General features: G+C 64.6%; 16 protein-coding genes and 1 pseudogene. 4 read left to right on the top strand and 13 right to left on the bottom strand.

The window, feature by feature from the left end; all coding sequences use genetic code 11:
- Window positions 1-47: 47 nt before the first annotated feature.
- Entirely contained in the window at window positions 48-251 is a 204-nt protein-coding gene (locus ACNJYA_RS06660; RefSeq protein ID WP_439402262.1) for a hypothetical protein, read from the bottom strand.
- Window positions 252-1,182: 931 nt separating this feature from the next.
- Here ACNJYA_RS06660 and ACNJYA_RS06655 point away from each other — a divergent pair.
- Window positions 1,183-1,590 carry a hypothetical protein gene (locus tag ACNJYA_RS06655; RefSeq protein ID WP_439402261.1) on the top strand — a complete coding sequence of 136 codons (408 nt, stop codon included), beginning with the start codon at window positions 1,183-1,185 and terminating at the stop codon, window positions 1,588-1,590.
- 36 nt (window positions 1,591-1,626) lie between these two features.
- Window positions 1,627-4,011, top strand: coding sequence for a patatin-like phospholipase family protein (locus ACNJYA_RS06650; RefSeq protein WP_439402260.1), 2,385 nt, complete (start codon window positions 1,627-1,629; stop codon window positions 4,009-4,011).
- Window positions 4,012-4,060: 49 nt separating this feature from the next.
- On the opposite strand, the pseudogene ACNJYA_RS06645 reads toward ACNJYA_RS06650, so the two are convergent.
- The 3 genes and pseudogenes from ACNJYA_RS06645 to ACNJYA_RS06635 form a co-directional block, all read right to left on the bottom strand.
- Window positions 4,061-4,294, bottom strand: a pseudogene (locus tag ACNJYA_RS06645) (TRAP transporter large permease subunit); the annotation flags it as partial.
- A 76-nt stretch (window positions 4,295-4,370) separates the two neighbouring features.
- On the bottom strand, window positions 4,371-6,029 hold the full coding sequence (locus ACNJYA_RS06640; RefSeq protein WP_439402259.1) for a hydantoinase B/oxoprolinase family protein: 1,659 nt from the start codon (window positions 6,027-6,029) through the stop codon (window positions 4,371-4,373).
- 2 nt (window positions 6,030-6,031) lie between these two features.
- On the bottom strand, window positions 6,032-8,116 hold the full coding sequence (locus tag ACNJYA_RS06635; protein ID WP_439402258.1) for a hydantoinase/oxoprolinase family protein: 2,085 nt from the start codon (window positions 8,114-8,116) through the stop codon (window positions 6,032-6,034).
- A 298-nt stretch (window positions 8,117-8,414) separates the two neighbouring features.
- Here ACNJYA_RS06635 and ACNJYA_RS06630 point away from each other — a divergent pair, with 298 nt between their 5' ends.
- A complete protein-coding gene (locus ACNJYA_RS06630) occupies window positions 8,415-9,512 on the top strand; it encodes a hypothetical protein (RefSeq protein WP_260382106.1) in 1,098 nt (365 codons plus the stop codon).
- Window positions 9,513-9,572: 60 nt separating this feature from the next.
- Here the strand turns inward: ACNJYA_RS06630 and ACNJYA_RS06625 are convergent, their stop codons facing one another.
- The 4 genes from ACNJYA_RS06625 to ACNJYA_RS06610 form a co-directional block, all read right to left on the bottom strand.
- Window positions 9,573-10,394, bottom strand: coding sequence for an NAD-dependent protein deacetylase (locus ACNJYA_RS06625; protein ID WP_260382105.1), 822 nt, complete (start codon window positions 10,392-10,394; stop codon window positions 9,573-9,575).
- 76 nt (window positions 10,395-10,470) lie between these two features.
- Complete coding sequence (locus ACNJYA_RS06620; RefSeq protein ID WP_212254237.1) at window positions 10,471-12,270, bottom strand: cation:proton antiporter domain-containing protein; 1,800 nt, start codon at window positions 12,268-12,270, stop codon at window positions 10,471-10,473.
- A 131-nt stretch (window positions 12,271-12,401) separates the two neighbouring features.
- Window positions 12,402-13,238 (bottom strand): SDR family oxidoreductase, encoded by an 837-nt coding sequence (locus ACNJYA_RS06615; RefSeq protein WP_439402257.1) that lies wholly within the window; start codon window positions 13,236-13,238, stop codon window positions 12,402-12,404.
- 69 nt (window positions 13,239-13,307) lie between these two features.
- Window positions 13,308-14,627, bottom strand: coding sequence for a solute carrier family 23 protein (locus ACNJYA_RS06610; RefSeq protein ID WP_439402256.1), 1,320 nt, complete (start codon window positions 14,625-14,627; stop codon window positions 13,308-13,310).
- Window positions 14,628-14,754: 127 nt separating this feature from the next.
- Between ACNJYA_RS06610 and ACNJYA_RS06605 the strand changes: the two genes are divergently transcribed.
- A complete protein-coding gene (locus tag ACNJYA_RS06605) occupies window positions 14,755-16,089 on the top strand; it encodes a dicarboxylate/amino acid:cation symporter (RefSeq protein ID WP_439402255.1) in 1,335 nt (444 codons plus the stop codon).
- 258 nt (window positions 16,090-16,347) lie between these two features.
- On the opposite strand, the gene ACNJYA_RS06600 is transcribed toward ACNJYA_RS06605, so the two are convergent.
- From ACNJYA_RS06600 to ACNJYA_RS06580, 5 genes are read right to left on the bottom strand one after another with little or no spacing between them, the layout of a single operon-like run.
- Window positions 16,348-16,695: a RidA family protein gene (locus ACNJYA_RS06600; protein WP_025034068.1), complete on the bottom strand. Its 348-nt coding sequence runs from the start codon at window positions 16,693-16,695 to the stop codon at window positions 16,348-16,350.
- A gap of 15 nt (window positions 16,696-16,710) precedes the next feature.
- On the bottom strand, window positions 16,711-17,832 hold the full coding sequence (locus ACNJYA_RS06595) for an NAD(P)/FAD-dependent oxidoreductase (RefSeq protein WP_439365721.1): 1,122 nt from the start codon (window positions 17,830-17,832) through the stop codon (window positions 16,711-16,713).
- Window positions 17,829-19,247, bottom strand: coding sequence for an NAD(P)/FAD-dependent oxidoreductase (locus ACNJYA_RS06590; protein ID WP_439402254.1), 1,419 nt, complete (start codon window positions 19,245-19,247; stop codon window positions 17,829-17,831). The genes ACNJYA_RS06595 and ACNJYA_RS06590 overlap by 4 nt, the downstream gene beginning before the upstream one ends.
- On the bottom strand, window positions 19,244-19,540 hold the full coding sequence (locus tag ACNJYA_RS06585) for a (2Fe-2S)-binding protein (RefSeq protein ID WP_172784813.1): 297 nt from the start codon (window positions 19,538-19,540) through the stop codon (window positions 19,244-19,246). Before ACNJYA_RS06585 ends, ACNJYA_RS06590 begins: the two co-directional genes overlap by 4 nt.
- 26 nt (window positions 19,541-19,566) lie before the next feature.
- Window positions 19,567-20,703 carry an NAD(P)/FAD-dependent oxidoreductase gene (locus ACNJYA_RS06580; RefSeq protein ID WP_260382099.1) on the bottom strand — a complete coding sequence of 379 codons (1,137 nt, stop codon included), beginning with the start codon at window positions 20,701-20,703 and terminating at the stop codon, window positions 19,567-19,569.
- Window positions 20,704-20,707: the final 4 nt, after the last annotated feature.

Here is a 20,707-nt window from a genome sequence, read left to right as displayed (position 1 = left end):
GAGTGGTTGCTATTGTACTTCTGCTTGCCGCTACAGTGTACGACGGATCAAAGAACGTGCAAACACGGAATGCGCGCTGAAGGCGATTTGATGCAGTGCAACTTGAAACGGCAGCGGCGCTGACCGTTTTTGCTTTTGAGCGGCCAAGTTTCTCGGAACGAGCCGATCATCGCATTGCCGAGGATCGACGTGCCTGACGCAATCAGCACGGTCATCGAGCAGGTGACGACCGCCAGGGCTCTGAGCCGCATCCGGGGCACGAGATCGTTGAATGATGGACATAGCTGCCTATCCTCGCGGCGTAGTTCGCCCGAGCTTTGCTATCCTTTTCCGCCCTTATCTGACGCAAGGGCGCAGGGAAGGCCGGGCGCCGGCGGGCACCCGAAGTCCCGCGTGTGCGAAAGAAGCGCGCACGGGGTGGACGACAGGTGTTGCCGGTCGCCCGGCCTTCCCTGCGCGATGGTTTTCACGGTGTCCTTCGTGCTCTCCTCGGGGAGCGATGCACTATTGCCCCCGTCGCCTTGCAGATGCTCGATGCGCGCACCGGTTGGCCGCCACATCACCGCAAGACTTGACGCACAGACCTCGGGCGTCGGGACCACACGACTTCTCCGTCCGCGCACGTCCTCGCTGGGTTCTCCACGGCTGGCGTGCGCTCACCGTCGAGGCCATTCGAAGACGCTGTCAGCGCCGTGTCGTATCGCGCCTGTCGCTGCTCACGGTTTCCCGCCCTGCAGCTACCACTCGCGCCGACGCCGTCGCGGCCACCGCATCCCGGCCCGCGTTCCGTGACGATCGCGAAACGCCCCTTGCGGCGGGCGGGATGGCGCGCGTTGTACGGTAAAACCGAACTTCTGTAAATACGAATATTTTGCGGACGGCTGTCGACCCAGTGCTGGCGTGTTTTGCCCGTCGGGCAACACAACGGATGGTAGGCGAAGCGACGGCCTTGGGACATTGGGCGCCGCGGTAGGCCGTTTCGCCGCGGCGCGGCCACCTTCCCGAAGAGCTCGCGGCTCCGATCGAGCCCGCCCCAAGATTCTGCACGCACGAGTTGCGCGAAATGGAGGTCGCGGGATAGGATGGCCGCCGCCGAAGAAGATCCGCCAAATTGCTGGCGGCGAAGTCTCCAGAACTTCGCCGCGTCGTTCATATTCATTGCAAAGCAAAGGATTTTTCGCCATGAACCGGGGTATCATTCATATCTGGTCCTGCGCAGCGGTTGGCGCTGCGCTGTTTTCCGTCGGCCAGGCGCAGGCCGTCTGCGATCCTCCGAAGGATATGAGGGACTGCGCGCGCATTCCGAAGGAAATATTTGCGCAGGAGAATCCCGCTCTTCCCGAGCCGCCATTCCTCGTGGTCTATCCGGGCAGCTCAAAGCAACTCGCGCTGACTGATTTCGATCTCTTGCGATCCCCGGATCCCCTGCCGGGAAGCAACGGATGCCACCCGCTGAACCAGAGCGCATGCGCCTCGATCCCATCGGCGGATCTGGCGAAGAGCACGGTGGCAAAGAAGTCCACTTCCTTCGTGGTGCGATTCCAGAACGGCCGGTCCTTGCTCGCGGCCCCAGTAGCTGCCGCTCGCTAAGCGTTACCAATCCCGGTCCGCGAGCGGAGACACACGGTGCAGAGTCCCACCCGCGCAGCTACGGCACTGCGAGCCCTTCTGAACGCTGTGGCCCCGCTGCGGTATATTCCTTATGGCCTGCGGGATGTGTTCGTCTGCCTCAGGGTCCTGATCATTCCCGCCTGCCTGAGCGGCTTTGCATCGCTCGTTCTGTTTCTGCCGGATCAGATGCGCGACTATTATCGCCTGGTGGTCGAGAATCTTGCTGAGCAGATCGACGTCTCGCGGTGTGCTGCCGTCGCCGACGCGGTTCTGCCGATCGTATTTCTGCTTGGCATGGCGACGTGCCTGTCGTTCAGCACCATCGTGCTTCTGCTCGATCGAAACCGGCCAAGCCTGTACCGCACGGCCTGTGCCCGCTACGCCGTTCCGTTCCTGCCGATCGTGTTCGGCGCACTTCCACTCGTTGCCGCCATCGCGGGTTTTGCGGCAGGCGCGGACGCAATCAACCTCAAGGTCGAGACGACATCGATCGATGAGATCAATGCATTCGGGGACCACGACTTCGCCGATCAGCTGAAGAAGCTTTTTGACTGGGCCAAGCGGGGCGACTGGTACTTCCGATTGGGGCTATGGGTTCTCGGCGCCGTCACCCTGCTGTTCGTTCTGAGAAGCATTCTTGTCGTGCACCGCAGCAGCCGGCTCGCGGCACCTCAAAAGGCGAGGCTCCGACAAATCGCAAATCGGGCCTCCGCCGCCTCGCTCATCCTGTCCCTCATTGCGGTGATCCTGATCGCTGCATTTCCAGTGCCGATCGGTCAAACCTTTGGATCGATCTCCATATTTGCGATCTTCATTGGCTGTCTTACGCTGAATGCTACGGGCTTGAGCATGTGGTCCCGGCGTCTCGACTTTCCCATCCTTCCGACGCTACTCGCCGTGGCCGCCATCCTGGCGTGGACCGACATCAACGACGATCACGAGCTGCGCCGCATCGACAGGAGCGGCCGGGAGGTCCGTTGGTCCGCAACGCCTACGGCCCGTCCTCTGGGCGACGTCGAAGGCGAATTCGAGAAATGGTTTGACCTGCGGCCCGACAAGAAGAACCCCGAATTCAGTGGGGACCAAGGCTATCCGGTCTACATCGTCGCCGCGCAGGGCGGCGGCATCTACGCGGCCGCGCAGGCCGTGCAATTCCTGACCAAGCTGCACACGACCTGCGAGCGGTTCGCCCAGCATCTGTTCGCGATCAGCGGCGTGTCCGGAGGCAGCGTCGGTGCCGCGCTCTATGCCGCGATGACCGAGGAATTCAAGCCGACGACGCAACAGTGCCGCAGCATTGCGGAAATCGGGAGCAGCGGTCCCCGCAGTCCGGAACTGCGCGAGGCGCAGCAATCCGCATTTGAGCTCGTGCGCAACGATTACGACTTCCTCTCGCCGCTGGTCGCTTCGGCACTCTTTCCCGATTTCGCACAACGCTTCTTCTGGCCGGCCAATCCTGCCTTGTCACGGGCCCGAGCGCTCGAACAATCGATCGAAGCCGCATGGGCGGATGTCGCAACCCGAAACTTCGGCGGCACCGGACGGGATGCTCTGAAGAGCGGGGTGCTGGCGTCCTGGAACCCAGCGGGCCTCAAGCCGGCACTGTTCTTCAATACGACCGAAGTCGCATCCGGACGGCGCCGCGTCATCGCGCCATTCGGCTTCGACAAGGGCTTTCGGACCGACGCGCAATTATTGCCCCTGAGCGAGGACTATGACATTCCGCTGAGCGTTGCGGCAGTCGCAAGTGCGCGCTTTCCCTGGCTTACGCCGGCGGCCTGGTTTTGGGACAGCGGGTCGACGGCAACCCCACCCGCCAAGAGCGACATCACGAGATTTCATGTCGTCGACGGCGGATATTTCGAGAATTCCGGCGTGACCACCGCGGTCGAGATCATCAATCGTCTTCAGCGTCGGGTGGACACATGCTGCAAACAGGCCCGCTTCCATCTCATCGTTCTGACATCGGGCGAGTACAGCAAAGGCAGCTCCAGCGCGTTCAGCGAGGCGGTATCTCCGGTGGTCGCACTGTTCAACAGCAGAACCGCGCGAACCTACTCGACCGTCGACCTGGCCACGCGAGATCTCGGCGTCATCAACCGTGATGCCAAGGACGTGCGGGCACGAATCACCCGGGTGCAACGTGTCGATTTCGGCGACTACGTGATACCGCTGCCTCTCGGCTGGCGCCTGTCGAAAATGTCGGCGTCCGAGATATTCTTCCTGACGGGCCGCGCCGCACATTGCGTGCCCGACGAGAACTTCTTGCAGAGATCAAAGGTCACGGGATTCGGCCCAGGCGATTGCGTGCAACGGTTGATCCTGCATCAGCTCCGGGGAGATGACCTCGAGACCGCGCTCAGAGAGGCTCAAGCAAGCCATCCACGAGTGAAGCCATAGAGTCGACGGCTTGAGCCCGCCGGTTTGCAGGCGCCCGTCCTCGACCCATTTACCCGTACAGCACCCGCGGCAGGATCGTGACGATGCCGGGCCAGAGCGTGAGCAGCAGCACGAAGGCAATCATGATCCCCAGGTACGGCAAGGTGACGCGCGCGATATAGCCGAGGCCGTCTTCGGTGAGGCCCTGGATGACGAACAGGTTGAAGCCGACCGGCGGCGTGATCTGCGCCATCTCGACCGCGAGCACGAGGAAGATGCCGAACCAGACCTCGTCGAAACCTGCGGAGCAGCGTCGCTGCGCCTGCGAAGTTCCGTCGCGTGATCAGTTCTCTCTTCTGTTTACCAAGCGCGTCGATGCATCAGCGCGCGTGTCCATAAACCTTGACGGCGTTCTCCGACGACACGAGACCGCTCGCGATGTCGTCGTTGACGGCCGCGCGATCGCGCTCCCTGGGATCGCCGATGCCGGCGCCGCCGGGCGTCATCACGACCAGTCGATCGTCCGGCGGCACCTGCTGGAAGCCTTTGCCGCGCAGTTTCTTGCCGGACTTGAGGCCGACATAGCCGGCCTCGCCGTTCCGGCCGCCGTCGCGCCCACGCGGCGGATGATCGATGCGATCGAACGCGGCGAGGATGTCGAACGGCGCATCGACGCCGCTGCCGACTTCGATGATTTGGCCGAGGCCGCCGCGGGTGCGCCCTGCCCCGCCGGAATCCGGACGCAGCTCCTTGCGCCAGAAGATCAGCGGCGTCTGCGTCTCCGCGATCTCGACCGGCGTGCCGCGCACGCCGCTCGGGTAAGCGGTGGCCGACAATCCATCCTTGCCGAAGCGCGCGCCGGTGCCGCCATTCGAGGTGACCGCCATCGAGAACCCGTAATTGCCGCCGGCGCCGCTTCGCGTCTGGCCGCGGACGTTGAGATTCCACAGGCACGAGGTGCCTTCCGCGGGCACGCGCTCGGGAATGATCTGGCGCAGGCAGCCGAACACGACGTCAGGCAGCATCTGGCCGATGACGTGACGCGAAGCGACCGGCGCGGGCTTCGGGGCATTGAGGATGGCACCCGCCGGCGCCGACACGGACAGCGGCGAGAGCGAGCCGGCATTGTTCGGGATCTGCGAGGCCACGACGCAGCCGAGGCCGAACACGGTGTAAGCCGTGGTGTAGGACAGCGGCACGTTGATGCCGAACTTCGAGGCGGCGGATGTGCCGTCGAAATCGACGTGGATGCCGGTCTCCGAGATCGTCAGCGTCGCGGCCAGCGTCACCGGCGCATCATAGCCGTCGACCACCATGGTGTTGCGCCAGCTGCCCTTCGGCAGCTTTGCGATCTCGGCCAGCACGGCCTCGCGCGAGCGCTCGCAGATGTAATCGCCGAGCTCGTCGAGCGTATCGATGCCGAACTCCGTCATCATCTCGACCAGGCGCTCGCAGCCGACGTCGTTGCAGCCGGCGAGCGAATAAGTGTCGCCCTCGGTATCGATCGGCAGGCGTGTGTTGGTGCGGATCATCGCCATCAGCGTCTCGTTGACGACGCCCTGATCGATCAGCTTCAGCATGGGGATGTAGAGCCCCTCCATGAACACGTCGGTGGCGTCTGGCCCGAAACCGATGCCGCCGATGTCCATGAGATGGCTCGTGCAGGAGAACAGCGCGACGACCTTGCCGTCCTTGAAGCAGGGCGTGGTGACGACGAAATCGTTGAGATGACCGGTCCCCATCCAGGGGTCGTTGGTGATGTAGGCGTCGCCCTCCTTCATCGTCTCGATCGGGAAGTGAGCGATGAAGTGCTTGACCGATTCCGCCATCGAGTTGACGTGGCCGGGCGTGCCGGTCACCGCCTGCGCCAGCATCCGGCCCCTGAGGTCGAACACGCCGGCCGAGAGGTCGCCGCATTCGCGCACGATCGGGCTGAAGGCGGTGCGCAGAAGCACCTGCGCCTGCTCCTCCACCACGGCGATCAGCCGGTGCCACATGATCTGAAGGTCGATCAGGCTCGCGCCATTTGCCTTGCTCATGATCAGGCCGCCTTTCGTTCCATGACGATGCTGCCTGCACCGTCGATATGGGCGTCGAAACTGGTGGAGACGAAGGTCGAGGTCTCGTCTTCCGCGATCACGGCGGGACCCGCGATGGTCACCCCCGGCGCCATGTCCTCGCGCCGATAGAGCGGGATCTCGATCACTTCTCCGGCCCGGCCGTCGAAGAATTTTCGACTGCCCGACGCCTTGGCCGCGGCCTTGCGCGCGACCGCCGCAACGGCAGGCGGATTGCGCGCCTCCGTGGTCGCCAGCACCGACCAGCTCAACACCTCGATCGCCGCGCCCGGAATCGGACGCTCGAACATCGCCGAATAGTCGGTTTCGAACTGCTGACGCAGGGAGGCGAGATCGGCCGAGGCGAGCCGCCGGTTCGGCAGCTCGACGGTGATCTCGTGGCCCTGGCCGACATAGCGCATGAAGGCCGCGCGCCGCTCGCGCACCGGTGCGCCGGCAGCTCCAGGCTCGACCAGCGCACGCGCTTCGGTTGCCATCTCCTGCAAGAGGTCGGAGACGGCCTCGGTGTCGAAATCATCGAGGCGGACGTGCCGGCTGCGCACCAGCTCATAGGCGATCGGCGCCGCCAGAAAGCCGACCGCCGAGCCGACGCCGGCATTCGACGGCACGATCACACGCGAGACGCCGATCTTCTCGGCGACGCGCGCCGCATGCAGCGGCGCAGCGCCGCCGAAGGCGATCAGCGTGTGCTGGCCGACCACCGCGCCGCGCTCGACGGCGTGCACGCGCGCCGCGCTCGCCATGTTCTCGCAGACGACCTCGTGCACGGCATAGGCCGCGGTTTCCGCCGACAGGCCGAGCGGTGCACCGACATCGCGCAGCAGCGCCTGTTTCGACAGCTCCGGATCGAGCTTGATCGTGCCGGCCGCGAAGGCATCAGGGTCGATCATGCCGAGCGCAACGTCGGCATCCGTCACCGCCGGACGCTGGCCGCCGCGGCCATAGCAGGCCGGGCCCGGCTCCGACGAGGCGCTCTCCGGGCCGACGGTGACGCGCTTCATCGCGTCGACATGGGCGATCGAGCCGCCTCCGGCGCCGATCTCGACCATCTCGATCACGGGGATGCGCACCGGCAGGCCGGAGCCCTTGAGGAAGCGCGCGGCGCGATCGACCTCGAACACGCGTGAGGTCTCGGGCTGGTATTTCTCGATCAGGCAGATTTTTGCCGTGGTGCCGCCCATGTCGAAGGAGAGCACCTTGCTCTCCCCGAGCCGCGCGGCGATTTGCGCCGCGAAGATCGCGCCGCCGGCAGGACCGGATTCGACAAGACGCACTGGGAAGCGCCGCGCGGTCTCGATCGAGGTGACGCCGCCGCCTGACGTGACCAGATAGATCGCGCCGCGAAACTGCTCGACCTGCAGGGCATCGGCCATGCGGGCGAGATAACCGTCGATCAACGGTTGCACATAGGCGTTGGCAACAGCCGTCGAGGTGCGCTCATATTCGCGGATCTCTGGACACACCGCCGAGGACACCGTCACCGAAATGCCGGGCATCTCTTCCGCGATGATCGCCGCCGCGCGCCGCTCGTGCTCGGGATTGGCGTAGGAGTGCAGGAAGGCGATCGCGACGCTCTCGACGCCGAGCTCACGCAATTTCGGCGCGAGCGCCCGCACTGCCGTCTCGTCGAGCGGGAGGCGGACGGCGCCGTGGGCGTCGATGCGCTCGGGCACGGTGAAGCGGAGGCTGCGCGGCGCCAGCGGCTTCGGCTTGTCGATGCCGAGATCGTACTGGTCGTAGCGGCTCTCGGTGCCGATATCGAGCACGTCGCGAAAGCCTTCGGTTGCGATCAGCGCCGTCCTGGCGCCGCGCCGCTCGATGATGGCATTGGTCGCGAGCGTCGTGCCGTGGATGAAGACGTCGATGTCGCTAATATGCGCGCGTGCATCGGCAAGAATGAGCCGCATGCCGTCCAGCACCGCCTGCTCGGGGCGCTGCGGCGTCGTCAGCAGCTTGCGGGTTTTGCGATCCTGCCCCACGTCCAGCACGATGTCGGTGAACGTGCCACCGATATCGACGGCAAGCCGCACCTCGGCTCCCTCAAGCATTCCAATTTCTCCGTGCTGATCGTCAAGACTGGGTCCAAAAAGCGCAGCAATTCCCGTGCCATGAGGCATGCCGGCAACGCTGTGCCCGGCTATTTTGCGCGGCACCTATGCAATAGGCAAGGCGTGTTCGCGCCTGCGCGATCAGAGCAGGAATGCAAGCGCCGCTTCGCAGCGCTCCTCGACCTGACGCGAGGAGATCGCCGGCGCAGCGCGACCAAGCAGCGGATGCGTTCTGCCTTTACCAAAGATTGCATCCGTGATTATTTTCCCGCAGCAGCCATTCCCAGGAGTGACTTGCATGGCCGACGATACTCCGCTCGAGGAGCGCAAATTCCTTTTCGAACAACAGCGATGGCGCGACGAGCTCCCGCTCAAGCGGTTGGAACTCGAACAGAAGCTTCGCGAGAACGGCTGGCTTGCCCGGGCATTCTCGCCGCTGACGACGGCCCTGATGGCGGGGGTTCTGACCATCTTCGGATCCGTGGTCGCGACCACGATGCAGAGCCGCAATTCACTCGAGCTGGAAACCAGGAAATTCGAAAGCACCAAGCAGTTGGAAAGCCAGAAGCAGGAGCACGAATTGATCCTGAAGATGGCCAGCGTCGGTGACGTCGAGCAATCCCGGAAGAACATTCGATACCTTGCTGAAACCGGACTCATTACAGACAAGGCGCTGGTCACGAGAATCCTTGCAAGAACGGATGCGCCCGTTCTCCCAGCGCCGGCCGGGGCAGCCAACTTCCCTGTTCCCGACTCGCTATCCCGGAGGCTTTCGCCGAGAGCGCTTGAAATGATAGCGAGCTTTGAGGTTCTCGGCCGCGAGAACTACGAAAAGACTTATGCGCATCCAACATGGACAGGCATGGGCGGCGTCACCATCGGGATCGGTTATGATCTGGGTTCGGTTTCTCCAAGCCAGATGAATCAGGACTGGGGCGGCCTGATTGCCTCGGCCGACCTGAACCGGCTGACAACAGCTGTCTCGATCAGAGGGCAAGCCGCGCGCGATCTCGCAAACAGCTTGCAGGACATCGTGATCGATTGGGATGACGCGGTCATTGTATTCGGCAAGCAGATCGAACGCTGGTCGAGCCTGGTTGACGGGCGCCTGCCAAATGCCCGCGAGCTTCCTCCCGATTGCTACGGAGCGATCCTGTCGATCGCATACAACAGGGGCCTGTCCTTCGACTCGCAAGGCGATCGCTACATCGAAATGCGAGCCATCAAGGAGCTGATCGAGAAACGGGAGTTTGACAAGATTGCCGATCAGATTCGGGCGATGAAGAGACTATGGCCGACCGTCTCCGGACTACAGCAGCGCCGCGACAAGGAGGCAAAACTTTTCGAAGATGGGCTCGCGCGTGCCGGCAACAAGGCCGCAATTGCTCCAAACTAGACTTGCTACAGTGCCGGGCCGAGCCTGATCAACAGCCAGGCCACCCTGTTGGCCATGCGCTCAGAGCAAAAACGCCAGCGCCGCTTCGCAGCGCTCCTCGACCTTCAGCGTCAAGAGATCGTCGGCGCGGGTGCGGCCGAGATTGACCGCGGCGATCGGAATCTGCCGTTTCGCGGCGGCCTGGACGAAGCGAAAGCCGGAATAGACCATCAATGACGAGCCGACGATCAGCATGGCATCGGCCTGCGCCAGATGATCCTGCGCCGTGGCCACCACCTCGCGCGGCACGTTCTCGCCGAAGAACACCACGTCGGGCTTGAGGATGCCGCCGCAGGCCTCGCAAGGCGGCACCTCGAAGGAGGAAAAATCCTCGTGCTCGAGATCGGCGTCGCCATCGGGTGCGTCCGCGGCATCCAGCGTCAGCCATGCCGCATTGGCGCGGCCGAGAGCGTGCTGGAACGCGTCGCGAGGGGTCTTGCGACCGCAGCCCATGCAGCGGACCAGATCGAGCCGGCCGTGCAGGTCGATCACCTGCCGGTGGCCGGCCGACTGATGCAGCCGGTCGACATTCTGCGTCAGCAACATTCCGCATCGCCCATTCGCCTCGAGCCGGGCCAATGCGCGATGCGCATCGTTCGGCTTCGCCTGGCCGAACCGCCGCCAGCCGATCAGGCTGCGCGCCCAATAACGCCGGCGCGTAGGCGCGTCCGACATGAAGGCCTGGAAGTTGACGGGCTGGGTCCGCTTCCAATTGCCCTGGCTATCGCGATAATCGGGAATGCCCGAATTGGTGCTGCAGCCGGCGCCGGTCAGCACGAACAGGTTCTCGTGCCGCTCGATAAAATCCTGGAGCGATCTGTTTCCCGGCGCAGCATTTGTCATGGCGTAGATGTAGTTCGCGCAAGTGCATTTTGCCAGATCACGAGCGTCGGCGGCGCACAGCCGTCCGGACGAGTGGCTATCGTGAGGACCGGCGCCCTGTGAGATCGGGCGGAGGAGCCTTCTCTTGTCCGGCGATGCGGGCGGCCTGCTGCAGCGTGCGCCGGAATTCGTCCCGCTTCTCGTGCACCGAGGCGATCGCATGACCGACCGCAACGCCGAGGCCGACCAGCGCGGCTTCGGAGAGCTGCAGGCTCGCCTCGATCGTTTCCGGCACCGCATCGGTTGCGCCGATCGCATAAAGGTGGCGGGCATGATCGGCGTCCCGCGCGCGTGAAACGATCAGCACATCCGGCCGCACCGCCCGGATCCGCTCGACGACGGCGTCGATCGCCGGCCGTGATTGGACGGTGATGATCACGCCGGTCGTCTGCATCAGGCCGCAGGCTTCGAGGAATCCCGGTTCTGTCGCATCGCCGAAATAGACTCTGTGGCCGTCGCGGCGGTCGCGCGCCACGCTGGCGGCCTCGTGATCGACGGCGATGTAGTTCAGGCCGTGGCTTGTCAGCAGCGAGCAGACGACTTTTCCAACACGGCCGTAGCCGACCACGATGGCTTGCGCCTGATCGCCGGGCGGCCGAACCGCAAGCTCGGGATCGGGCGCGCGTTCGCTGCCCAGCTTCGCGGCCAATTTTCGTCCGAGAATACTCAGAAGCGGTGTCAACGCCATCGTCACGGCGGTGACGGCCACGGCAAAGCTCGATACGCGGGGCTCGATCAGGTCGCCGGCCGCCGCCATTCCGATGCTGACGAAGGCGAATTCGCCGACGGGGCCCAGCAGGAAGCCGATCTCGATCGCCGCCGGCCATGACAGCCTGAAGAGGCGGCCTAAGATGATGAGCACGATCGCCTTGCCGACGACAATGCCGATAACGGCCGCCAGCAGCCAACCGGGCTCCCGCGCGAACACGCGGAAGTCGATGGCCATGCCGACGGTGAAGAAGAAGATGCCGAGCAGCAGGCCCTTGAACGGCTCGACGGTGGCCTCGATGGCCTTGCCATACTCGGTCTCCGCCAGCATCAGTCCTGCAACGAATGCTCCGAGCGCCATCGATAGGCCGGCCTGGTGGGCGGCAAGCCCTGCGCCGACAATGACGAACAGGGTCGCGGCAACGAACAACTCCGTCGAATGGGTGCCTGCAACCATCTGGAAGAGCGGACGCATCAGCAGCCGTCCAATCAGAATCAGGAAAACGACTGCCAGCACGGCCTTCAGGATCGCCGTGGAGATGTGCGCCACGACCGAGCCGCCGCTGCCCGCGCCGAGCACCGCGACAAGGACGAGGACGGGGACCACGGCAAGGTCCTGAGCCAGCAGCACCGCGAAGCTGGCGCGCCCGGCTGTGGTCGCAAGCCGCCTCTCGGTGGATAGAAGCTCGAGCACGATCGCAGTCGAGGACAGCGCAAGGCTCGCCCCGAGGATAACGGCCGTATCGGAGCTCTGCCCAAAGAGAAGCGCCACGCCGAAAATCATGGCCGAGGTCGCAAGGACTTGCAGGCCGCCAAGCCCGAACACGAAGCGTCGCATCGTGACGAGCCGGCGTAACGACAGCTCGAGCCCGATCAGGAACAGCAGGAACACGATGCCGAGATTGGCGATACCCTCGACGTTCTGCGCGTCCGTCACCGTGAACCAATACAGGAATGGGATGTCGCGAACGAGCGAGCCGAGCCCGAGCGGACCGAGAATGGCGCCGGCGCCAAGATAGCCCAGCACGGGATTGATGCCCCAATGCCGGACCATTGGCACCACCACGCCGGCGGTCCCGAGCACCACCAGCGCGTCGCTATAGGCATTGATGTTGATGGTTGTGGTCACGAGCCCGTCATGTGTCGGCGTCTGCCAATAGCGGCAGCAACGTCCACGGTCGATAGCACACGGCGCCGCAGACCCCCAACCGGACCTGCCCCTCCATCCCGCGCGAGGGACGCGTCATCCCAAGCCGATTCTCAGCTTGCCCAGTTCTCCCTGAACTCTGGAAACAGCGTGAGACCCCCGCAGGCATAGATGGTCTGCCCGGTGATGTAGCTGGCATCGTCGGAGGCGAGGAAGGCGAACACGGCGGCGATCTCTTCGGGCGCGCCGACGCGCCCCATGGGAATATGGGAGGTGACGACGCCGCGCTTTGCGGGATCTCCCGTCCAGGCGGCGTTGATCGGCGTGTCGATAGCGCCGGGACCGACCGCATTGACGCGGATGCCATGCCGCGCGAATTCGAGCGCCAGCGTGCGGGTGAGACCGGCCATACCGCTCTTGCTGATGGAATAGGCGAGATAGCCGGGCTTCGGGACGATCTGATGGACGCTGGAGCAGTTGATGATGCTGCCGCCTGCCCCTCGCGCGACGAAATGCGCCAGCGCTTTCTGCGCACACAGCACGGCACCGTTGAGATTGACGTCGATGATGCGGCGGTAGGTTTCGACGTCGAGCGCCTCGCTCGGCGATTCCCGCTGGAAGCCGGCATTGTTGACGAGGCAGTCGAGGCGCTTGAAGCGCGCCAGGACGGTCTCGAACATCGCGGCGATGTCCTGCTCATTGCCGATATCGGCCTTGACGACGATGTGATCGAGCCTGCCGTGGCCGCGATCGCTCGACGCGCTTCGTGCAAGGGCAAGGGTCTCCTCGGCCTTTCCAGCGTGATCGAAGTAGTTGATGGCGACAGTCGCGCCTTCCTGCGCCAGCCGGATGGCAACGGCGCGGCCGATGCCTTGCGAGGCGCCGGTCACCAGCGCGTATTGGCCGACGAGGCGCGAGGGAAACGAGGTCGAGCGTTCGGTTTGCGGCATGTGTTCTCTCCTGGATGCACCATCATGGATGGAACCGGCGATTTGTTCCATCCCTTGCAGTGCTGGGATCTAGTCGGCTCGCTGCGCGAGCGGCGAGGTCAGGATCTGATAGAGGATGATCGCGCCGAAAGTCGCGGTGCCGATGCCGCCGATCGTGAACGCACCGAATTTGAGCGTGAGATCGCCGGCACCTGCGGTCAGCGCCACCGCGACGGTGATCAGGTTCGCAGGATTGGCGAAGTCGACCTTGTTCTCGACCCAGATCCGCCCCGCCATCGCGGCGATCAAGCCGAACAACACGATCGAGAGGCCGCCGATGACGGGACCCGGGATCGACAGGATCAGCGCGCCGAATTTCGGCGAGAAGCCGAGCAGGATCGACACCAAGGCTGCGAACGCAAACAGCAGGGTCGAATAGACCTTGGTCGCCGCCATCACGCCGATGTTCTCGGCATAGGTGGTGACGCCGGTGCCGCCGCCGCAGGCCGCCACGATGGTCGCGAGGCTGTCGGCGAACAAAGCGCGGCCGAGATAGGCATCGAGGCTGCGGCCCGTCATGGCGGCGACGGCCTTGATGTGCCCAAGGTTCTCGGCAACGAGAATGACCGCAACCGGCGCGATGAGGAAGATCGCATCGGCATGGAAGCTCGGCGTGGTGAAGTTCGGCAGGCCGAGCCACGGCGCGGCCGAGAGCTGGGTGAAGTCGATCGGCTTGCCGAAGCCGAGGCCGTTTGCGAACAGCAGATACAACAGATAGCCGCCGGCCGCGCCGAGGATGATCGGCAGGCGGCGCCACAGGCCTGGCGCTGCAACGGCCACCACGCCGATGATCAGCACGGTGGCGAGCCCGATTCCCGTGTCGAACGCATTGGCACTCACCGCCTTGACCGCCACCGGCGCGAGATTGAGGCCGATCGCGGCGACGACAGCGCCGGTGACGGCCGGCGGCAGCAGCCGCTCGATCCAGCCGACGCCGGACCACATCACGACCAGCGAAATCAGACCATACAGCACCCCGGCGCCGACGATGCCGCCCAGCGCGACCGACAGGTTTGGGTTCGGCCCCTGCCCGGCATAGCCGGTGGCGGCGATGACGACGGCGATAAAGGCGAAGCTCGAGCCGAGATAGCTCGGCACGCGCCCGGCAACGACGACGAAGAAGATCAGCGTGCCGACGCCCGAGAACAGAATTGCAACGTTGGGATCGAACCCCATCAGCAGCGGCGCGATGATCGTCGCGCCGGACATCGCGACGCAATGTTGAAGACCCGAGACGATGGTCTGCCCCCAGGACAGCCGCTCCTCCGGCATGATCACGCCCGAGGTCTTGAGCTTCCAACGTGGAAAATAGCCTTGCCCCTGCTCGCCCGAGCCTGTTGCGATCGTCATGTTCCCACCCAAGTTGCGGCGCAACGATCGATGGTCGTGCCAACAGACAAAAATGTGATTATCGCTTCTGCGGCGCCCATCACATGATGCAAATCGTGCACGATCAATCCGTTCCCGAGCCTGCATTATGACACAGATCGCAATTCCGTCAGCCATCCAGCGCCGGCACCAGCCCTGGTACAAGATCCTCTACGTCCAGGTGCTGATCGCGATCGTGCTCGGCGTGCTCATCGGCTATGTCTATCCCGATCTCGGCAAGGCCTTGAAACCGCTCGGCGACGGCTTCATCGCGCTGATCAAGATGATGATCGCGCCCGTGATCTTCTGCACCGTGGTGCACGGCATCTCCTCGATGGGCGATCTGAAGCGGGTCGGTCGGGTCGGGCTGAAATCGCTGATCTATTTCGAGACGGTCTCGACCGTGGCCCTCGCGGTGGGTCTGCTCGTCGGCGAGATTCTCCAGCCCGGGCACGGCTTCAATATCGATCCGGCCACGATCGACCCGAATTCGGTGGCGACCTACGTCACCAAGGCCAAGGAGGAGGGCATCGTCGCGCATCTGATGGCGATCATTCCCGACAGCTATCTGGGCGCGATTGCGCGCGGCGACCTGCTCCAGGTGCTGCTGATCTCGATCCTCTCCGGCTTCGCCATCGCCTTTCTCGGCAAGGCCGGCGAGCCCATTGCGGACGCGATCGACAAGGCGGCGAAGATGTTCTTCGGCATCATCCGCATCATCGTGCGCGTCGCGCCGATCGGCGCCTTCGGCGCCATGGCGTTCACCGTCGGCGCCTATGGCCTCAGCTCACTGCTCAATCTCGCCGCTTTGATCGGAACGTTCTATCTGACCAGCATCCTGTTCGTACTGATCGTGCTGGGCGCGATCGCCCGCCTCTCCGGCTTCTCGATCCTGCGTTTCATCGCCTATATCAAGGACGAGCTCCTGATCGTGCTCGGCACCTCGTCCTCCGAGACCGTGCTGCCGCAGATGATCCAGAAGATGGAACATCTCGGCGCCTCACGCTCCGTGGTCGGCCTCGTCATCCCCACCGGCTACAGCTTCAATCTCGATGGGACCAACATCTACATGACGCTGGCGACGCTGTTCCTGGCGCAGGCGACCAACACCCATCTGACCATCTGGCAGGAGCTCGGCATTTTAGGCATCGCCATGATCACCTCCAAGGGGGCCTCGGGCGTGACCGGCGCCGGCTTCATCACACTCGCCGCGACGCTGTCGATCGTGCCTGATATCCCGATCCAGTCGATCGCGATCCTTGTCGGCATCGACAAGTTCATGAGCGAATGCCGCGCGCTCACCAATCTGATCGGCAATGGCGTCGCCTGCGTCGTCATCAGCATCTCCGAAGGCGAGCTCGACCGCGACGCGCTGCACGAGACCATGGCGCATCCGCTGGAGATCGGCGAGGCGCTGGAGCCGGGCGGAGGCGCGGCGTCGTAGTCCGCGCAGTCGGTGAGCAGACGACGCCTAGTTCCAATGCGGTAGTTTCCCGGAGTAGAAAATCGATGCGGTCCGCGTCACAACAATGGCGTTGGGATCACGGATTGATACTCATTCTTTCCGCCCGACGCGCTGGGGGCAGGGCGTCGGGCTTTTGAAAATCATTACCGCATGCGATCTGGCGGCGGGTCGAATTCCCTCTCATGAATGCGCTGGCAAGATCGGGCGATCGCCCGATCTCGGTCCCGCCGATCGCGATCAGCCCTTGAGTGCGGTCACCACCACCTCGATCAGCGCGCCGCCGCCGAGATCGGCGACGCCGACGGTGGCGCGGGTCGGCAGGTTGTCGCCGAAGAATTCGGTCCAGGCCGCGTCCATCTCCTTCTTCTTGGAGAGATCGGTGACAAAGATCGAAGCGCTGACCACGCGCGACTTGTCGGTTCCCGCTTCCTTCAGATAGCCGGCGATCTTGCCGAGGATGTTGCGGGTCTGGTCCCCCATCGAGACCGAGGTGTCGTCGGCGATGGTGCCGCCGAGGAAGACGAAGCCATTGGCTTCGACGGCGCGGTGCATGATGGGCGTGCGGATGCTGCGGGTGATGCTCATGATGTCCTCTTCTTTTTAGAGCGTGGAGGGGTGAAAGCGGTCGATGCCGAGATCGCTGACGCGGGTCTGGGTGCCGCCGTTGACGATCAGCTCCGCCATCACGGCGCCGGCGCCGGGGCCGAGCTGGAAGCCGTGCAGCGAGAAGCCGAACTGGTGATAGAGGCCCTTGTGACGGGAGCTCGGCCCGAACACGGGAATGTCGTCCTTCATCTTGGCTTCGATGCCGGCCCAGGCGCGGACGATGGTGGCGCTGCGCATCACCGGGAACAGCTCGAACACAGTCTGCGCGCTGGTCGCAAGGCTCTTCCAGTCCAGCACTGTCTCGTTGCGGTCCTGATAGGGCGTTGCCAGATGGCCGCCGCCGATCAGCACGGTGCCGTTCTTGAACTGCTTGAAGGAGAGCTTTCGCCCGCGCAGGATCACGACGGGATCGATGAAGTGGGGCACGCGCGAGGTGATCATCAGCATCGGCGCCACGGTCTCGACCGGCACCGGCTCGCCGAGATCAGCCGCGATCTTGCCGGCCCAGGCGCCGGCCGCATTGATCAGCACCGGCGCGGCAAAGCTCTCCGAACCGACATCGACGTGCCAGAGGCCGTCGCTGTAGCGGATGTTGCCTGCGGCCACGCCTTCGCGCACGGTCGCACCTAACTGCTCGGCCTTGCGGCGGAAGGCCGTCGTCGTCTGCGCCGGATTGGCCGCGCCGTCGCGGCGCGAGACCACGCCACCGGGACAGGTCTCGGCCACCGCCGGCACGAGCCGGCGCAATTCCGCCGCGTCGATCAGTTCTTCGTGGGTAAAGCCCAGCGCATTGAGCTCGGTGACACGCGCACGGCAGACCGCGAGCTCGTCCTCGTTTTCGGCGACCAGCACCTGACCGTAGCTCTCGAAGCTGCAATCGTCGTCGAGGAGGTCCGAAATCTTCTCCCAGATGCCCATCGAGCGGATCGAGAGTGGGATTTCTGGAATGTGCCGGGCGAGTTGGCGAACGCCACCGGCGTTGACGCCCGAGGCGTGACGGCCGGCATAGTCCTTTTCGATCAGCAGCGGCTTCAGGCCGGCGAGACACAAATGCAGCGTGGTCGAGCACCCGTGGATGCCGCCGCCAATGACGATCGCATCCACGTTTCGTGTCATCCGCGCACCACCGCCTTGACGTCGGCCTCGCTCTTGGGAACAGCGGCGAGCTCGGCCAGCGTGATCGGCTTCACCGGCGCGCGCAGCCGGTAGTAGCCGATCTCCTGCGGATTCTTGCCCCGCGCCTGCGCCATCAGCTCGGTGACGGTGAGGCCGCAGAGCCGGCCCTGGCACGGGCCCATGCCGGTGCGGCGATAGGCCTTGAGCTGGTTCGGCCCGGTCGCACCGATTGCGACGGAATCCAGAACGTCCTTGGCGGTCACCTCCTCGCAGCGGCAGACGATGGTATCGCCCGCGGGAATGCGGAACTGCGGCGCCGGGCGGAACAGCGTGTCGAGGAACAGTCGGCCGCGCTCGGCCTTGGCGAGGTCGGAACGAAGTGTCGCCATTGCGGGGAGTTTTGCGGCAGAAGCGGGCGCAAGTGCTTCCACCGCGGCGCCCGCGGCAATGCGACCGCGCACCACAGCGGCATTCGCGCCGCCGATTCCCGCGCCATCGCCCGCGATCGCGATGCCCGCGACCGACGAATTGCCGCTTGCATCGAGCACCGGCGACCAGCACAGCTGTAAATCATCCCAGCGATGCTCGATGCCGGCCGACATCGCCAGATTGACGTTGGGCACGACGCCCTGATGCAGCAGCAACAGATCGGCCAGAATGGTCTCGCGCTTGCCGCCGGCGACATAGCTGACGCTCGCGAGCTGGCCGTCGCCAGCCGCGGCGAGCTCGGTGACGCCCGAGACGACCTGCACCTTCGCCTTCACCTCGCGCATCATCGAGAGGCCCTTGGCGAAATAGGGCGACGTCAGGAATGCAAAGGCGTGCCGCAGCGCCGCGAAATAATTGCCGCGCTCGGTGGTGTCGAGGATGCGATCGATGCGGCCGCCGAGCCGCAAAATCTGCGCGGCGAGCAGCCAGAGCAGCGGCCCCTGCCCTGCGATCACCGTGCGTCCGTCGGGCACCAGGGCTGACGACTTCAGCATGGTCTGGGCCGCGCCTGCGGTCATCACGCCCGGCAGCGTCCAGCCGGGAATCGGGAACGGCCGCTCAAGCGCGCCGGTCGAAAGGATCACGCGCTTGGCCTTCACGAAGGCGGAGGCGCCGCCGATCGAGACGGCGATGTCGAGATTGCGGTCGAGACTCCAGACCGTGGCACGCTGGATCACCTCGGCATTGCTCGCGCGCAGCGACTGCACGAGATCGGCCCCGACCCAATAGTCCGGGCCGAGCTGGTTGCGGTCCGTCACAGGTGTCGAGGCGATCGCCCGAAACACCTGACCGCCAGGGCCGATGTTCTCATCGAGCAGCAGCGTCGACAGGCCGGCCTCGGCAGATGTGGCCGCAGCGGCGAGGCCGGCAGGGCCGGCGCCGATCACCACGACGTCGTAGTCATTGCGCTTGGGAGCCACACTCATCTTCCGATCTCCCGCTTGCCCTTCTGAATCTCGATCTGCATGCCCTCGGCGACGGGCACGAGACAGCCTTGCCGATTGCCGACGCCGTCGATGGTGACGAGGCAGTCGAAACAGACGCCCATCATGCAGTAGGGCAGACGCGGTGCGCCGCTGACTGCGGTGGAACGCCGTGCGTCAACGCCGGAGGCCAGCAGCGCGGCCGAGACGGTGTCGCCCTGGCGCGCCGCGACGGCGACGCCGTCGACGAAGATCTGCACCTGTGGGCGCTTGTCCTGTTCGGATCGTCTAAACATGGGATGCCCTTGGCTCCTTGTGATCTCTAGTAGCCGCTGCTGTTGGCAGCACCTGCGCCACCAAAGCGGCTGGCGGAGAACGCACCAACCAGCTCCGGCTCGAGCGCGCCCTGCGCCACCATGCGCGCAATCTCGAAGGCATGGTTGGAAGCCAGCGTCACACCGGAATGGCAACAGGCGACGAAGGCGCCGGGATGCGTCTCCGACTGGTCGTAGATCGGAAAGCCGTCCTGCGGCATGACGCGAATGCCCGACCAGCTCCTGACCACGTTGAGCCTCGCCAGATGCGGGAACATGCGCTGCGCACGATCGGCCATGACGCCGCTGATCGACGGCTTCAGCGTGCGATCGTCGAGCTCGTCCTCCTTGCTGTCGCCGATCATCACCGTGCCCTCGTCGGTCTGACGGATCGTGGTCAGCGGATGCGGCAGGAACGGCATGGTGCGCTCGGTCACGACGACCTGGCCACGGGTCGGGCCCATCGGAGCAAAGAGGCCGACCATCGGCGCCAGCGTCTGGTTGGCATTGCCGGCGGCGAGCACGATCTTGGCGGCACGCAGCTCGCCCTGCGGCGTCGTCAGGCGAAATTCGCCGCCGCTCTTGCTTATCGCCGAGACCGAACGCTCCGGAAAATAATCGATGCCGAACGCAACGAAGCCGGTGTGGAAGGCGCGGAACGTGCGCAGCGAATTGACATGGCCGTCGAGCGGACAATAACTGCCGCCGGAGACCTCGGGCCCGATCAGCGGCAGCGCCTTCTTCAGCTCGGACGGCCGCAGCATTTCCATCTTGTAGTCGGCCGCGCCGGCCTGGTTGTGCATGCGCTTGACGAGCTCGGTGCGCTGGCCGAATTCGTCCTCACCGAGGGTGAGGTGAAAACCGCCATTCTGCTGAAGGGCAACGTCGAGGCCAGTCTGCTGCTTCAACTCGGAGGCAAGCCGTCCCCATGCCTGCGAGGCCTGCACGGTCCACACCGTATAGGCGGGCATGCCGAGCCCCTTGCTCTGCACCCACACCAGCGCGAAGTTCGCGCGCGAGGCGCGCTTGGTGATGTCGCCTTCGTCGAGCACGGCGACCTTCTTGCCGAGCCGGCCGAGCCCCCAGGCAATGGCGGAGCCGAGCAGTCCGCCGCCGACGACGGCGACGTCGTAATCCGTTCGCATAGGT

It is taken from the genome of Bradyrhizobium sp. BLXBL-01, from assembly GCF_051853025.1.
Lineage (GTDB): Bacteria > Pseudomonadota > Alphaproteobacteria > Rhizobiales > Xanthobacteraceae > Bradyrhizobium.
This window is presented reverse-complemented; position numbering and strand designations above follow the sequence as displayed.